This window comes from Mycobacterium sp. 2-64 (genome assembly GCF_035918375.1).
GTDB lineage: Bacteria > Actinomycetota > Actinomycetes > Mycobacteriales > Mycobacteriaceae > Mycobacterium > Mycobacterium intracellulare.
The window spans coordinates 230627-246170 of the sequence record NZ_CP142361.1; the positions used below are offsets into that span (position 1 = coordinate 230627).

A 15544-nucleotide genomic window follows, 5' to 3' on the forward strand; every position below is an offset into this window, starting at 1 on the left:
CGAGGCCCCAGCCTCCTCATACCGTCTAGAAGGGGTTGCCGGCGCGGTCGCGCATCTCGGTCAGCCGGGCCGCCGCGTCGGTGAACTGCCACACGGTGTGCTCGATCACCGCGGCGGTGTCGCGGTGGCGCAGCGCGGCGATCAGCTTCCGGTGGTTGTCGACGGCGGCCTTGCCCCAGTGCGGATCGGCCGCGTACACCAGCACCGGCATGTAGCGGGCGGCGTTGAGCAGGAACCACGCCAGCTTGATCCGGCCGCTGGCCTGGTTGAAGACCCGGTGAAAGGAGAACTCGATGCCCGCGATGGTCTCGGCGTCGCCGGATCCGACGGCCGCGGCGAGCGAATCGTTGATGCGGTCCAGCTCGTCGATCTCGGCGTCGGTGATGTGGTCGGTGGCCGCCGCCGCCAGCTCCTTGGCGATCGAGGCCTGCAGCCAGAAGATGTCCTCGATGTCCTGGCGGGTGAGCGGCAACACGACGTGGCCGCGGTGCGGCTCCAGCTGCACCATGCCCTCGCCGCGCAACTTCAGCAGGGCTTCCCGCACCGGGGTGACGCTGACCCCTAGCTGGGCCGCGGTCTCGTCGAGACGGATGAACGTCCCCGGACGCAGCGTTCCGGACATGATCGACGCCCGCAGATGGCCCGCGACCTCATCGGACAGCTGAGCCCGCCGCAGCGGCCGCCGGCTCCTCGGCTGCATGGACATCGGTGCGTTCACAGGGTCTGCCAGGACTTTCAGTGACTTGGCGGGACGGGATTCAAGTTTTGACGGACCTTGACGGGCGCTTGTCGAGGACTTGTCAGTGGACCGTCAAAGCCATAGTGTGACCCACACAACACTATGTTTTATCAAATATCAACCTGGCGCAAGCGGTGCGCGAGTGAAGGGAAGTGTCGAGTTTGACCGCGCAATTGGCAGACCATCTGACAGAGCAGCCGTACCTCGCCCGGCGGCAGAACTGGGTGAACCAACTCGAGCGGCACGCGCTGATGCAGCCGAACGCGACCGCGCTGAGGTTCCTGGGCAAGACACTGACGTGGGGCGAACTGCGCGGCCGGGTGGCGGCGCTGGCCGACGCGCTGAGCCGCCGGGGTGTCGGCTTCGGCGACCGCGTCATGATCCTGATGCTCAACCGCACCGAGTTCGTCGAATCGGTGCTGGCCATCAACATGCTCGGCGCCATCGCCGTGCCGCTGAACTTCCGGCTGACCGCGGCCGAAATCGCCTTCCTGGTCCAGGATTGCGAAGCGCGGGTGATCATCACCGAATCGGTGCTCGCCCCGGTGGCAACCGGCGTGCGCGACATCGAGTCGATGCTCGGCACCATCGTGGTCGCCGGCGGTTCGACCGACGACACCGTGCTCGGTTACGAAGACCTCGTCAACGAGACCGGGGAGTCGCACCAACCCGTCGACATCCCGAACGACTCGCCGGCGCTGATCATGTACACCTCGGGCACCACCGGCCGCCCCAAGGGCGCCGTGCTCACCCACACCAACCTGACCGGACAGACGATGACCGGGCTGTACACCAACGGCGCCGACATCAACAGCGACGTCGGGTTCATCGGGGTGCCGTTCTTCCACATCGCCGGCATCGGCAACTTGCTGACCGGGGTGCTGCTCGGCATCCCCACGGTCATCTACCCGCTCGGCGCGTTCGAGCCCGGGCAGCTCCTCGACGTGCTGGCGGCAGAAAAGGTCACCGGGATTTTTCTGGTTCCCGCGCAGTGGCAGGCGGTCTGCGCCGAGCAACAGGCGCGCCCGCGCGACCTGAAACTGCGGGTGATCTCGTGGGGTGCCGCCCCGGCTCCCGACGCGCTGCTGCGGGAGATGTCGGCGAGGTTTCCCGGCACCCAGATCCTGGCCGCGTTCGGCCAGACGGAGATGTCGCCGGTCACCTGCATGTTGCTCGGCGAGGACGCCATCCGGAAGCGCGGCTCGGTCGGCAAGGTGATCCCGACGGTCGCCGCCCGGGTCGTCGACGAGAACATGAACGACGTGCCCATCGGCGAGGTCGGTGAAATCGTTTATCGCGCACCAACTTTGATGAGCGGCTACTGGAACAATCCCGAGGCGACGGCGGAAGCGTTCGCCGGCGGCTGGTTCCACTCCGGCGACCTGGTCCGCATGGACTCCGACGGCTACGTGTGGGTGGTCGACCGCAAGAAGGACATGATCATCTCGGGTGGCGAGAACATCTACTGCGCCGAGGTGGAGAACGTCCTGGCCAGCCACCCGAGCATCGTCGAAGTCGCCGTCATCGGCCGGGCCCACGACAAGTGGGGCGAGGTGCCGATCGCGGTCGCCGCGGTGGCGGGCGAGGGGTTGGCGCTCGACGAGTTGGACGAGTTCCTGACCGACCGACTGGCGCGCTACAAGCACCCGAAGGCGCTCGAGATCGTCGACGCGCTGCCGCGCAACCCGGCAGGGAAGGTGCTCAAAACTGAGCTGCGGATCCGCTACGGGGCCGCAAAAATCGACTAAATCCATTCTAGGGCAAGAGGTTTTAGGACCAGAAAGGAAATTGGGCAGGAGCTGTAACGTTTGCCAGTCGTTGGCGAAGGGTTAATTGTGCGGATGCGGTTCACACGTGCTTGGCCATCGGGTACATTCCTGTGGTCTCCGTTACTACTTGCCAGTAGGGAGCCGATGGTCACAGACGTCGAATCGGGGCGAGGAGGGGGCGTGCTATATGTTCCGCCGCGGCGCCGGACGGCGCGCGGTGACGGCCAGAGGGGGCAGCGGTGACTTCGACGTCGACTAGTCGACGGGGCCCCTACCTGGTCGGCTATGTGCGCGATCAACTGCAAACCCCGCTGGAGCTTGTCGGCGGGTTCTTCCGGATGTGCGTGCTCACCGGGAAAGCCCTGTTCCGCTGGCCGTTCCAGTGGCGCGAATTCGTCCTGCAGTGTTGGTTCATCATGCGGGTGGCGTTCCTGCCGACGATCATGGTGTCGATCCCGCTGACGGTGCTGCTGATCTTCACCCTCAACGTTTTGCTGGCGCAGTTCGGCGCCGCCGACCTGTCCGGCGCCGGCGCGGCGATCGGCGCGGTCACCCAGCTCGGCCCGCTCACCACGGTGCTGGTGGTCGCCGGGGCCGGGTCGACGGCGATCTGCGCCGACCTGGGCGCGCGCACCATCCGCGAAGAGATCGACGCGATGGAGGTGCTCGGCATCGACCCGATCCACCGGCTGGTGGTGCCCCGGGTGATCGCCGCGACCCTGGTCGCCACCCTGCTCAACGGCCTGGTGATCACCGTCGGCCTGGTCGGCGGCTACCTGTTCGGCGTCTACCTGCAGAACGTGTCGGGAGGGGCGTACCTGGCCACCCTGACCACCATCACCGGCTTGCCCGAGGTCGTCATCGCGACGGTCAAGGCCGCGGTCTTCGGCCTGATCGCCGGACTGGTCGGCTGCTTCCGCGGGCTGACGGTGCGCGGCGGATCCAAAGGCCTGGGCACCGCCGTCAACGAGACCGTCGTGCTCTGCGTCGTCGCGCTGTATGCGGTCAACGTCGTGCTGACCACGATCGGCGTGCGGTTCGGGACGGGGCACTGACATGTCAACGACCACCGTCTTTCGCTCCCGCTTCCCGCGGGCCGCAGAGAATCTCAACCGCTACGGCCTGGCCGCGGCGCGCGGGCTCGACGACATCGGCCAGATGGCGTGGTTCGGCGGGGTGGCCCTGGCGCACATCCCGCACGCGCTGCGCAACTACCGCAAGGAAACCCTGCGTCTGGTCGCCCAGATCGGGATGGGCACCGGCGCCATGGCCGTCATCGGCGGCACCGTCGCCATCGTCGGCTTCGTGACGTTGTCCGGTAGCTCCCTGGTCGCGATCCAGGGGTTCGCCTCGCTGGGCAACATCGGCGTCGAGGCGTTCACCGGATTCTTCGCCGCGCTGATCAACGTGCGCATCGCCGCGCCCGTCGTCACCGGCATCGCGATGGCCGCCACGGTCGGCGCCGGCGCGACGGCCGAGCTGGGCGCGATGCGCATCAGCGAGGAGATCGACGCGCTGGAAGTGATGGGTATCAAGTCGATTTCGTTCCTGGCGACCACCCGGATCATGGCCGGGCTGGTGGTGATCATCCCGCTGTACGCGCTGGCGATGATCATGTCGTTCCTGTCGCCGCAGATCACCACGACCGTGCTCTACGGACAATCCAACGGCACCTACGAGCACTACTTCCGGACGTTCCTGCGCCCCGACGACGTCTTCTGGTCGTTCCTGGAAGCCATCCTTATCACCGCGGTCGTCATGATCACCCACTGCTTCTACGGCTACAACGCCGGTGGCGGGCCGGTCGGCGTGGGCGAGGCCGTCGGCCGATCGATGCGCTTCTCGCTGGTGTCGGTGCAGGTTGTCGTGTTGGCCGCCGCGTTGGCGCTCTATGGCGTCAACCCCAACTTCGCGCTCACGGTGTAGCCATGTCAGCGCCGATCCAGACCAACGCCCCCCGGACCCCGCCGTACAAGTGGGCCGGGTTGGCGGCGCTGGTGATCGCCGCGCTGGTCCTCGGTTTCGTCTACGGCCAGTTCCGCGGCGACTTCACCCCCAAGACCAACCTGACGATGCTGGCGTCGCGGGCCGGTCTGGTGATGGATCCGGGCTCGAAGGTGACCTACAACGGGGTGGAGATCGGGCGGGTCGGCAGCATCGCGGAGACGGTGCGCGACGGCAAGCCGGCGGCGAAGTTCACACTCGAGGTCTATCCGCGGTATTTGAAGCTGATCCCGTCGAATGTGAATGCCGATATCAAGGCGACGACGGTGTTCGGTGGCAAGTACGTGTCGTTGACGACGCCGGCGCACCCGTCGCCGCAGAAGATCTCGGCGCACACCGTGCTCGACGCGCGTTCGGTGACCACCGAGATCAACACGCTGTTTCAGACGATCACCTCGATCGCGCAGAAGGTCGATCCGGTCAAGTTGAATCTGACGCTGAGCGCGGCGGCTCAGTCGTTGGCCGGGCTGGGGGAGAAGTTCGGGCAGTCGGTGGTGAATGCGAACGCGGTTTTGGATGAGGTGAATCCGCGGATGCCGCAGGCGCGCAAGGACATTCAGCAGTTGGCGGCGCTGGGTGACACGTATGCGGACGCCTCGCCGGATTTGTTCGACTTCTTGAACAACGCGGTGGTCACCTCGCGCACGATCAACGCGCAGCAAAAGGATCTGGATCAGGCGCTGTTGTCGGCGGCCGGGTTCGGCAACACCGGCGCGGAACTGTTCACCAAGGGCGGCCCGTATCTGGCGCGCGGGGCCGCCGATCTGGTGCCCACGGCCCAGCTGCTCGACACCTACAGCCCCGAACTGTTCTGCGCGGTCCGCAATTACCACGACATCGAGCCCAAGGCCGCCTCGTTCCTGGGCGGCAACGGCTACTCGCTCAACAGCCACACCCAGGCCCTGTCCGGGCTGGGCCTGATCGCCAACCCGCTGTCGCTGGTCGCCGTCGCCGCGCTCACGCTTGGGCTCGGTGCCACGGCAGGTTTGGTCGGTGGGGCGCCTAACCCCTACGTCTGGCCCGAGAACCTGCCGCGGGTGAACGCCCGCGGCGGCCCCGGCGGCGCCCCCGGTTGCTGGCAGCCGCTCACCCACGATCTGTGGCCGGCACCGGAGTTGGTGATGGACTCCGGCAACAGCATCGCGCCGTACAACCACCTGGACACCGGATCGCCGTACGCGATCGAGTATGTCTGGGGCCGCCAGGTAGGGGATAACACGATCAACCCATGAAAATCTCCGGAACCATTACCAGGCTCAGCATCTTCTCGGTGGTGCTGTTGATCTTCACCGTGATGATCTTCGTGGTGTTCGGTCAGATGCGCTTCGACCGCACCAACGGGTATTCGGCGGAATTCAGCAACATCAGCGGCCTGCGGGCGGGCCAGTTCGTCCGCGCCTCGGGCGTCGAGGTCGGCAAGGTCGACAAGGTGGAGCTGGTCGACGGCGGCAAGCGCGCCCGGGTGAAATTCAACGTCGACCGCTCCATCCCGCTGTACCAGTCGACGACCGCCCAGATCCGCTACCTCGACCTGATCGGTAACCGCTACCTGGAGATCAAACGCGGTCAGGGCGAAGGCGCGGACAAGGTCCTGCCGCCCGGCGGGTTCATCCCCTTGTCGCGGACGACGCCGGCGCTCGACCTCGACGCCCTGATCGGCGGTTTCAAGCCACTGTTCCGGGCGCTCGACCCACAGAAGGTCAACACCATCGCGACCGCGCTGGTCACCGTGTTCCAGGGCCAGGGCGGCACCATCAACGACATCCTCGACAACACCGCGCAGCTGACCAACCAGCTCGGCGAGCGCGACCAAGCGATCGGTGAGGTCATCAAGAACCTGAACATCGTCTTGGACACCACGGTCCGGCACCGGCAGCAATTCGACCAGACGGTCGACAAGCTCGAGGTGTTGATCACCGGCCTCAAGAACCACGGCGACTCGCAGGCCGCGGGGTTCGCCCACATCAGCAACGCCGCCGGGACGGTCGCCGATCTGCTCGCCGAGGACCGAGCGCTACTGCACAAGACGATCAACTACCTGGACGCCGTTCAGCAGCCGCTGATCGACCAGCAAGACCAACTGCAGGACTACCTGAAGAAGGTGCCCACAGCGCTGAACATGATCGGGCGCGCGATCGGCTCCTACGGGGACTTCGTGAACTTCTACGCCTGCGACATCACCCTCAAGATCAACGGTCTGCAGGCCGGCGGCCCGGTCCGCACGGTCCGGTTGTTCCAGCAGCCGACGGGTAGGTGCACGCCGCAATGAGAACACTGGAACCGCCGAACCGGGTCCGCATCGGGCTGATGGGCATCGTCGTGACGGTGCTCGTGATCGGCGTCGGCCAAAGCTTCACCAGCGTCCCGATGCTGTTCGCCAAGCCGAGCTACTACGGCCAGTTCACCGACTCCGGCGGCATCAACACCGGCGACAAAGTGCGTATCGCCGGCCTGGACGTCGGCAAGGTGGAGGGCATCAAGATCGACGGGGACCACATCCGGTTGAAGTTCTCCATCGGCACCAACACCATCGGCACCGAGAGCCGGCTGGCGATCAAGACCGACACCATCCTGGGGAAGAAGATCCTCGACGTCGAGGCCCGCGGCAACCAGCCGCTGCGGCCCGGGGCGAGTCTGCCGCTGGGCCAAAGCACCACGCCGTACCAGATTTACGACGCGTTCTTCGACGTCACCAAGGCCGCCCAGGGCTGGGACATCGATACCGTCAAGCAGTCCCTGCACGTGCTCTCCCAGACCATCGACCAGACCTACCCGCACCTGAGCCCGGCGCTCGAAGGGGTAGCCAAGTTCTCCGACACGATCGGCAAGCGCGACGAGGAGGTCAAGCACCTGCTCGCCCAGGCCAACCAGGTGGCCGGCGTCCTGGGGGATCGCAGCGACCAGATCGACCGGGCCTTGGTCAATGCGAAAACGCTCCTGGCCGCCTTCAACGAGCGCGGCCAGGCCATCAACGCCTTGCTGGCCAACATCGCCGCCTTCTCCGAACAGGTCAAGGGGCTGCTCGACGACAACCCGAACATCAATCACGTGCTCGAGCAATTGCGCACGCTCAGCGACATCCTGGTGCAGCGCAAAGACGACCTTGCCAATGGGCTCACCGAGGTCGGTAAGTTCCTGCCGTCGTTGAACGAGGCCATCGCCTCGGGACCGTTCTTCAAGGTGGTCCTGCACAACCTGGCCCTGTATCAGATTTCGCAGCCGTGGGTCGACGCGGCGTTCAAGAAGCGTGGGATCGACCCGGAGGACTTCTGGCGCAGCGCCGGATTGCCGGCCTACCGGTTCCCCGACCCCAACGGCACCCGGTTCCCCAACGGCGCGCCGCCCCCGGCGCCCCCGGTGCTCGAGGGCACGCCCGACCACCCGGGGCCGGCCGTCCCTCCGGGATCGCCGTGCTCGTACACGCCGGCGGCGGACGGGCTGCCCCGCCCCGACAACCCGCTGCCCTGTGCGGGTGCGGTGTCCGGGCCGTTCGGTGGACCGGGCTTCCCGGCGCCGGTGGACGTGATGACGTCACCGCCGAACCCCGCGGGCCTGCCACCCACGCCCGGCATCAATATCGCGGGCCGGCCGGGCGACCCGCCGCCGGACGTGCCCGGGACACCCGTCCCGTTGCCGACGCAGGCGCCCCCGGGTGCGCGTACCGAGAACCTGGCGCCGGCCGGACCGGTGCCGCCGCCGTCGACGTTCGCGCCGGGGCTACCGCCGGGTCCGCCGGCACCGCCCGGGCCGGGCAACCAGTTGCCGGCGCCGTTCATCAACCCCGGTGGAGCCGGAGGCAGCGGTGTCACGGGAGGTAGCCAGAATTGAGCACCATCTTTGACATCCGCAACATTCGACTCCCGAAGCTGTCCCGGGCGTCGGTGATCATCGGATCACTGGTGATCGTGCTGGCCCTCGTCGTCGGCTACGTCGGCTGGCGGCTCTACGAGAAGCTGACCAACAACACCGTGGTGGCCTACTTCCCGGCGGCCAACGCTTTGTACCCGGGGGACAAGGTCCAGATCATGGGCCTGCGGGTGGGTGCGATCGACAAGATCGAGCCCACCGGCGACAAGATGAAGGTCACCTTCCACTACGAGAACAAATACCGGGTGCCGGCCAACGCGTCGGCGGTGATCCTCAACCCCACCCTGGTGGCCTCGCGCGCCATCCAGCTGGAGCCGCCGTACAAGGGCGGTCCGGTGCTGGCCGATAACGCCGTGATCCCCGAAGAGCGCACCCAGGTTCCGGTCGAATGGGACCAGCTGCGCAACAGCATCACCAACATCATCTCGAAACTGGGTCCCACCGCCGAGCAGCCGAAGGGCCCGTTCGGTGAGGTCATCGAGTCGTTCGCCAACGGGCTGGCCGGCAAGGGCAAGCAGTTCAACACCACGCTGAGCAACCTGTCGCAGGCGTTGACCGCATTGAACGAGGGCCGCGGCGACTTCTTCGCCGTGGTGCGCAGCCTGGCGCTGTTCGTCAACGCGCTGCACCAAGACGACGCGCAGTTCGTCGCGCTCAACCAAAACCTGGCCGACTTCACCACCCGGCTCGCGCACAACGACACCGACCTGTCCAACGCGATCCAGCAGTTCGACAGCCTGCTCACCACCGTGCGCCCCTGGCTCGACAAGAACGCCGGGGTGCTGACCTACGACGTCAACAACCTCGAGACCGCGACGAACGCGTTGCTGCAACCGGATTCGCTGAACGGTTTGGAGACCGCGCTGCACGTCCTTCCGACGGCCGCGGCGAACATCAACCAGATCTATCACCCGTCGCACGGATCGGTGGTCGCCATCCCGTCGATCACCAACTTCGCCAACCCGATGCAGTTCATCTGTAGCGCGATTCAGGCCGGCAGCCGGCTTGGGTACCAGGAGTCGGCCGAACTGTGCGCGCAGTACCTGGCGCCGATCCTCGACGCGATCAAGTTCAACTACCCGCCGTTCGGCTTGAACCTGTTCAGCACCGCCGAGACATTGCCCAAGCAAGTGGCCTACTCTGAGCCGCGGTTGCAGCCGCCCAACGGGTACAAGGACACGACCGTCCCCGGCATCTGGGTGCCCGACACCCCGACCTCGCACCGCAACACCCAGCCGGGCTGGATCGTCGCCCCGGGCATGCAGGGTCAGCAGGTCGGTCCCATCACCGCGGGCCTGATGACGCCGGAGTCGTTGGAAGAGCTCATGGGTGGCCCGAACATCGAACCCGTCCAGTCGAACCTGCAGACCCCGCCGGGTCCGCCGAACGCCTACGACGAGAACCCGATCCTGCCGCCGATGGGACTGAACGCCCCGGTGCCGATCCAGCCGCCGCCGCCCGGGCCGGGCGTGGCCCCGGGCCCCGTGGCGCCGACCCCGGCGCCGGTGTCCGCGCCCGCGCCGAACGCTGGCGGGCCGGCGTCGGCCGCTGACTTCGGAGGTGGCCAGTGACGAGCGCGATGAGGCTGATCCGCCACCGTGCGTGGCAGACGCTGGTGCTGCTGGTGGCCGCGATGGTGCTGAGCTCGTGTGGCTGGAAGGGCATCTCGAACGTCTCGATTCCGGGCGGCCCCGGCAGCGGCGCGGGTTCGATGACCATCTATGTGCAGGTGCCCGACACCCTGGCGATCAACGGCAACAGCAAGGTGATGGTGGCCGACGTGTTCGTCGGCTCGATCAAGGCCATCAACCTGAAGAACTGGGTGGCCACCCTGACGCTGGGCTTGGACAAGCACACCAAGCTGCCCAAGAACGCCACCGCCAAGATCGGCCAGACCTCGCTGCTGGGTTCGCAGCACGTCGAGCTCGCGTCGCCGCCGAACCCGTCGCCCGAGCTGCTCAAGGACGGCGACACCATTCCGCTGAAGAACTCGTCGGCGTATCCCACCACCGAGCAGACGCTGGCCAGCCTTTCATTGATCCTGCGCGGCGGCGGCATCCCCAACCTGGAGGTGCTGCAGAACGAGATCTACAACATCTTCAACGGCCGCGGCGAGGCGATCCGGTCCCTGCTCGGCAAGCTGGACACCTTCACCACCCAGCTCAACGCGCAGCGCGACGACATCACCCACGCCATCGACTCCACCAACCGGCTGCTGACCTACGTCGGCGGGCGGGCGGATGTCCTGGACCGGGTGCTCACCGACATCCCGCCGCTGATCAAACACTTCGCCGACACGCAAAACCTGCTGATCAACGCCGTCGATTCGGTGGGGCGCCTGAGCCAGGTCGCCGACCAGTACCTGTCGGAGGCGCGAGCGCCGCTGTACACCGACCTGCAGGCGCTGCAATGCCCGTTGAAGGAGCTCGGCCGGGCCTCGCCGTACCTGATCGGCGCGCTGAAGTTGATCCTCACGCAGCCGTTCGACATCGACACGGTGCCGAAGATCTTCCGCGGCGACTACATCAACATCTCGTTGACGCTGGACCTGACCTACAGCGCGGTCGATAACGCGTTCCTGACCGGGACCGGGCTGTCGGGAGCCCTGCGGGCGCTCGAGCAGTCGTTCGGGCGTGACCCCGAGACGATGATCCCCGACGTGCGCTACACGCCGAACCCGAATGACGCGCCGGGTGGACCGCTGGTGGAAAGGGGGGACAGGAATTGCTGACTCCCTTCATCCGACGCCAGCTGATCGCCTTCGGGATCCTGACCGTCATCTCGCTGCTCGTGCTCGGGGTGTACTACCTGCAGATCCCGAGCCTGATGGGCATCGGCCGGTACACGCTGAAGGCCGAGCTGCCCGCCTCGGGCGGGCTGTATCCGACGGCGAATGTCACCTATCGCGGCATCACCATCGGCAAGGTCACCGACGTCGAGCCGACCGAGCGCGGCGCCGAGGCGACGATGAGCATCGACAGCCACTATAAGATCCCGACCGACACGATCGCCAACGTGCACTCGGTCTCGGCCGTCGGTGAGCAATACCTGGACCTGGTGTCGAGCGGAAACCCCGGCAAGTACCTCGCGGACGGACAGACCATCACCAAGGGCACGGTGCCCGCCGAAATCGGGCCGGCCCTGGACACGGCCAACCGCGGCTTGGCGGTGCTGCCCAAGGAAAAGATCGGCCAGCTGCTCGACGAGACGGCGCAATCCGTCGGCGGGCTGGGTCCCGCCCTGCAGCGCTTGGTCGACTCCACCCAGGCCATCGTCGGCGATTTCAAGACCCAGATCACCGACGTCAACGACATCATCGAGAACTCCGGCCCGGTGCTGGACAGCCAGGTCAAATCGCGCGACAACATCGAGCGCTGGGCACGCAACCTGAACAGGCTCGCCGCCCAGTCCGCGCAGCAGGACCAGCGTCTGAAAAGCCTGCTGCACCAGGCGGCGCCGACGGCCGATCAGGTCAACGACCTCTTCAGCGGCGTCCGGGAGTCGCTGCCGCAGACGCTGGCCAATCTTGAGGTCGTCTTCGACCTGCTCAAGCGCTACCACACCGGCGTCGAGCAGGTCCTGGTGTTCCTTCCGCAGGGCGCGTCGATCGCCCAGACGGTGGCCGCCCCATTCCCGAACATGGCCGCGCTCGACCTGGCGCTGTCGATCAACCAGCCGCCGCCGTGCCTGACCGGCTTCATCCCGGCCTCGGAGTGGCGGTCCCCGGCGGACACCAGCATTCAGCCGTTGCCGACGGGCACGTACTGCAAGATCCCGATGGAGACACCGGCCAACAGCGTGCGCGGGTCGCGCAACATCCCCTGTACGGACATCCCGGGCAAACGGGCGGCCACCCCGCGGGAATGCCGCGACCCCAAGCCGTACGTTCCGGCGGGCACCAACCCCTGGTACGGCGACCCCAACCAGATCCTGACCTGCCCCGCGCCGGGAGCGCGATGCGATCAGTCGGTGCGCCCGGGCATGGTGATCCCCGCGCCGTCGATCAACAACGGGCTCAACCCCGCGCCCTCGGACCGGGTGGCGGGGACTCCCCCGCCCACCAGCGATCCGTTGTCGCGGCCGGGGTCGGGTAGCGTGCAGTGCAACGGCCAGCAACCCAACCCGTGTGTCTACACCCCCAGCGGGCCTCCCACGGCGGTCTACAGTCCCCAAAGCGGTGAACTGGTGGGGCCAGACGGGGTTAAATACTCCGTCGAGAACTCGACCAGAACAGGAGACGACGGATGGAAGGAGATGCTGGCACCAGCCGGCTGAACCCCATCGACACGGACGACGATTCGTTGAGCCCCGAAGACAAGGACGAGGATTCGACGGTACCCGACAGCGGAGCCGAGCAGGCCAATCCGCAGGGTGACCCCCAGGATCCGGCGGAATCCGGTGAGCCCGGTGCGACCGCGCCGCGCGGCCCGTCGCGGGTGGGACGCGGGTGGCTGGCCGCCATCGCGGTGCTGCTGGTGCTGTGCGCGGGCGCGATCGGGGCGGGGGGCTACCTCGCGCAGCGCTATCACCGCGACAGCCTGGTGATCGCCCGCAACGATGCCACCGCGCTCAAGGCGGCGGTCGAATGCGTCACGGCGACGCAGGCGCCGGACACCAACGCGATGACCGCGGCTGAGCAGAAGATCATCGAATGTGGCACAGACACTTTCCGCACGCAGGCCTTGCTGTACACCAGCATGCTCGTTCAGGCGTACCAGGCCGCGAACATCCACGTTCAGGTGTCCGATGTGCGGGCGGCGGTCGAGCGCAACAACCCCGACGGGTCGATAAATATCCTTGTCGCGCTCCGCGTCAAGGTGGCCAGCGATCAGACTGAGAACGAGACCGGCTACCGCCTGCGGGTGAAAATGGCCTTCGCCGAGGGGCAATACAGGATCTCCAAACTCGACCAGGTGACGAAGTGACGGTGGTGGTCGAACAGACTGCACCCACGGACGTCCCAGAGCCACCGCGGGAAGCCTTGGCGCCCTGGCATTCTCGCGTCGGCGCCTTCGCCATCGACGTGCTGCCGGGCGTGGCGGTGCTGGCGACGCTGGCGTTGGTGTCGCTCACGGTGCCGGCGCGCGGCGTGTGGTGGTGGGTGTCCATCTGCGTCATGGGACTCGCCGTCCTGGCGATGCTGGTCAACCGGTTGCTGCTGCCGACGATCCTCGGCTGGAGCCTGGGCCGCGGCGTGGCGGGCATCGCCGTGACGCGTCGCGGCGGTGAGGCCGCGGGGCCCTGGACGCTGCTGCTGCGCGACGCCGCCCACCTGCTCGACACCGCGACGGTGGTGGGATGGCTGTGGCCGCTGTGGGATTCGCGTCGCCGCACCTTCGCCGACATGGTGGCGCGCACCGAGGCGCGACGCCTGCAGCCGGACCAGGCGCCCCGGAACGTCCGGCGCTGGGCCGCGGGCGCGGTGCTGGCCGCGACGGCGGTGTGCCTGGGCGGCGCCGCGCTCAGCTACGGCGCGGGGTACGCCCCACAGCGGGCGAGCGATCAGACCCGCGCCGAAATCGCCACGCAGGGGCCCAAGATCGTGGCCCAGATGCTGACGTATGACCCCAAGTCGCTGCAGGACGACTTCGCCCGGGCGCAGTCGCTGGCGACCGACAAGTACCGCGGACAGTTGGCGGCCCAGCAGGACCTGGTGCGCAAGGGCGCCCCGGTCATCAACGAGTACTGGGTCACCAACAGCTCGATCGAATCGGCCGGCCCGAACCGGGCCACCATGCTGCTGTTCATGCAGGGACGGCGCGGCGCGGCACCCGAGGTGCGCTACATCAGCGCAACTGTGCGGGTGAACTTCGCCAAGGGCGGCGGAAACGCTTGGCGCGTCGACGATCTCACCGTACTGTCCAAGCCGAAGCCGCCGGGGAACGGCAAATGAGCCCGCGCCGCAAGTTCACGCCCGGCGAGCGGCCACTGCTTGTCGAGCACCCGGTGCCGCCGCGGCAAGGATGGCTGGTGCCGCTGGCCGCCACGGTGGCGGCGGTGCTGATGGTCGCGGCGATCGGCGTCTGTGCGCTGATGTGGGGCTCCCACGAATCCCGGGCGCGCGCCGCCTCCCGGGACCGCGAGGTGCTCACCTACGTGACCGGATTCATGACGCAGTTCACCTCCATCGACCCGTTTCATGCCAACGACTACGTGAACCGGATACTCGCCCAGGCGACCGGCGATTTCGCCAAGCAGTACGAGAAGAACGCCAACGAGATCCTGCTTCAGGTCGCCCGTGCCGAACCGGCCACGGGCAGCGTGCTCGACGCCGGCCTGGAGCGATGGAACGACGACGGCAGCGCCAATGTCATGGTGGCCACGGCCATCACCACGAAATCACCGGACGAGAAACAGGTTTTGGAGAACGCCAATCGTTGGGCGGCAACCGCGACGCAGGAAGGTAACCAGTGGAAGATCAGCAACCTGCAGCAGGTGATCTGACCGCCAAGGACGAGGCGACCGTTGACGAGGCGACCGTTGCGGCGCCGGACGACGGCGACGCCGGGGCCACCGACGACGCCACCGACGCCGAGGCTACGGAGGACGCCACCGACGCCGAGCCTACCGACGACGCCGGCGAGCAGGCGACGGACGGCCCGGCACCGGCGCCACGCAAGCGGCGCCTCGCCGGCAAGGCATGGGCAATCGTCGCCCTGGTCGCCGCCGTGCTGTTCGTCGGCTCCGCCGGGTTCGCCGGCGCGATGGTGCAGCCCTACCTAACCGACCGGGCCGTCGCCGAAACGAAAATCAACGTCGCGCGCACGGCGGCCAACGCGATCACCACCCTGTGGACCTACACCCCGGAAAACATGGACACCCTCGCCGACCGCGCATCCGCCTATCTCACCGGCGATTTCGCGGCGCAGTACCGCAAATTCGTCGACGCCATCGTGGCGCCCAACAAGCAGGCCAAGATCACCAACCACACCGACGTCACCGGCGCGGCGGTCGAATCGCTCGACGACAACAACGCCGTGGTCATCATCTACACCAACACCACGTCGACCAGCCCGCTGACCAAGAACGTGCCGTCGCTGAAGTACCTTTCCTACCGGCTGTTCATGAAGCGCCAAAAGAGCCGCTGGCTGGTGACCAGGATGACGACGATCACCTCACTGGATCTGACACCGAAAACCTGACGCCGCAGCGACGGGCACGCCGA

At 67.0% G+C, this 15544-nt stretch carries 14 protein-coding genes; 13 read left to right on the forward strand and 1 reads right to left on the reverse strand.

The genetic code is table 11. The features are described 5' to 3' along the window. Positions 1 to 25: 25 nt before the first annotated feature. Positions 26 to 706 carry a GntR family transcriptional regulator gene (locus QGN31_RS01095; protein WP_193375571.1) on the reverse strand — a complete coding sequence of 227 codons (681 nt, stop codon included), beginning with the start codon at positions 704 to 706 and terminating at the stop codon, positions 26 to 28. A gap of 194 nt (positions 707 to 900) precedes the next feature. Here QGN31_RS01095 and fadD5 point away from each other — a divergent pair, with 194 nt between their 5' ends. From fadD5 to QGN31_RS01160, 13 genes are all read left to right on the forward strand, one after another. Beyond that, positions 901 to 2487, forward strand: a complete 1587-nt coding sequence (fadD5, locus tag QGN31_RS01100; protein ID WP_043955889.1) for a fatty-acid--CoA ligase FadD5 — start codon at positions 901 to 903, stop codon at positions 2485 to 2487. Between the two features lie 260 nt (positions 2488 to 2747). After that, complete coding sequence (locus QGN31_RS01105) at positions 2748 to 3563, forward strand: MlaE family ABC transporter permease (protein ID WP_014381458.1); 816 nt, start codon at positions 2748 to 2750, stop codon at positions 3561 to 3563. 1 nt (position 3564) lies between these two features. Then, positions 3565 to 4434, forward strand: coding sequence for an MlaE family ABC transporter permease (locus QGN31_RS01110; RefSeq protein ID WP_008261964.1), 870 nt, complete (start codon positions 3565 to 3567; stop codon positions 4432 to 4434). A 2-nt stretch (positions 4435 to 4436) separates the two neighbouring features. Then, complete coding sequence (locus QGN31_RS01115) at positions 4437 to 5744, forward strand: MCE family protein (protein WP_008261963.1); 1308 nt, start codon at positions 4437 to 4439, stop codon at positions 5742 to 5744. After that, positions 5741 to 6781, forward strand: a complete 1041-nt coding sequence (locus tag QGN31_RS01120; protein WP_009957839.1) for a virulence factor Mce family protein — start codon at positions 5741 to 5743, stop codon at positions 6779 to 6781. Before QGN31_RS01115 ends, QGN31_RS01120 begins: the two co-directional genes overlap by 4 nt. Then, a complete protein-coding gene (locus QGN31_RS01125; RefSeq protein WP_009957841.1) occupies positions 6778 to 8340 on the forward strand; it encodes a virulence factor Mce family protein in 1563 nt (520 codons plus the stop codon). Before QGN31_RS01120 ends, QGN31_RS01125 begins: the two co-directional genes overlap by 4 nt. Continuing rightward, the gene (locus QGN31_RS01130) at positions 8337 to 9950 is read left to right on the forward strand and encodes a virulence factor Mce family protein (RefSeq protein ID WP_014381456.1); all 1614 of its coding nucleotides are present in this window, start codon (positions 8337 to 8339) and stop codon (positions 9948 to 9950) included. Before QGN31_RS01125 ends, QGN31_RS01130 begins: the two co-directional genes overlap by 4 nt. Before the next feature lie 8 nt (positions 9951 to 9958). Continuing rightward, positions 9959 to 11110 (forward strand): virulence factor Mce family protein, encoded by a 1152-nt coding sequence (locus tag QGN31_RS01135; RefSeq protein WP_009955415.1) that lies wholly within the window; start codon positions 9959 to 9961, stop codon positions 11108 to 11110. Further along, a complete protein-coding gene (locus tag QGN31_RS01140; RefSeq protein WP_014381454.1) occupies positions 11104 to 12654 on the forward strand; it encodes a virulence factor Mce family protein in 1551 nt (516 codons plus the stop codon). Before QGN31_RS01135 ends, QGN31_RS01140 begins: the two co-directional genes overlap by 7 nt. After that, positions 12624 to 13304: a hypothetical protein gene (locus tag QGN31_RS01145; RefSeq protein ID WP_014943119.1), complete on the forward strand. Its 681-nt coding sequence runs from the start codon at positions 12624 to 12626 to the stop codon at positions 13302 to 13304. Before QGN31_RS01140 ends, QGN31_RS01145 begins: the two co-directional genes overlap by 31 nt. Continuing rightward, positions 13301 to 14272, forward strand: coding sequence for an RDD family protein (locus tag QGN31_RS01150; protein WP_014943118.1), 972 nt, complete (start codon positions 13301 to 13303; stop codon positions 14270 to 14272). The genes QGN31_RS01145 and QGN31_RS01150 overlap by 4 nt, the downstream gene beginning before the upstream one ends. Further along, a complete protein-coding gene (locus QGN31_RS01155; RefSeq protein WP_014386028.1) occupies positions 14269 to 14823 on the forward strand; it encodes a hypothetical protein in 555 nt (184 codons plus the stop codon). Before QGN31_RS01150 ends, QGN31_RS01155 begins: the two co-directional genes overlap by 4 nt. Beyond that, entirely contained in the window at positions 14790 to 15521 is a 732-nt protein-coding gene (locus QGN31_RS01160; protein ID WP_014943117.1) for a hypothetical protein, read from the forward strand. Before QGN31_RS01155 ends, QGN31_RS01160 begins: the two co-directional genes overlap by 34 nt. The last annotated feature ends 23 nt before the right edge of the window (positions 15522 to 15544 follow it).

Excerpts from the sequence above, each read along its gene's own strand:
- QGN31_RS01095 (WP_193375571.1), bottom strand. The coding sequence starts at position 706 with ATGTCCATGCAGCCGAGGAGCCGGCGGCCGCTGCGGCGGGCTCAGCTG.
- QGN31_RS01110 (WP_008261964.1), top strand. The coding sequence starts at position 3,565 with ATGTCAACGACCACCGTCTTTCGCTCCCGCTTCCCGCGGGCCGCAGAG.
- QGN31_RS01115 (WP_008261963.1), top strand. The coding sequence starts at position 4,437 with ATGTCAGCGCCGATCCAGACCAACGCCCCCCGGACCCCGCCGTACAAG.
- QGN31_RS01120 (WP_009957839.1), top strand. The coding sequence starts at position 5,741 with ATGAAAATCTCCGGAACCATTACCAGGCTCAGCATCTTCTCGGTGGTG.
- QGN31_RS01125 (WP_009957841.1), top strand. The coding sequence starts at position 6,778 with ATGAGAACACTGGAACCGCCGAACCGGGTCCGCATCGGGCTGATGGGC.
- QGN31_RS01135 (WP_009955415.1), top strand. The coding sequence starts at position 9,959 with ATGAGGCTGATCCGCCACCGTGCGTGGCAGACGCTGGTGCTGCTGGTG.
- QGN31_RS01145 (WP_014943119.1), top strand. The coding sequence starts at position 12,624 with ATGGAAGGAGATGCTGGCACCAGCCGGCTGAACCCCATCGACACGGAC.
- QGN31_RS01155 (WP_014386028.1), top strand. The coding sequence starts at position 14,269 with ATGAGCCCGCGCCGCAAGTTCACGCCCGGCGAGCGGCCACTGCTTGTC.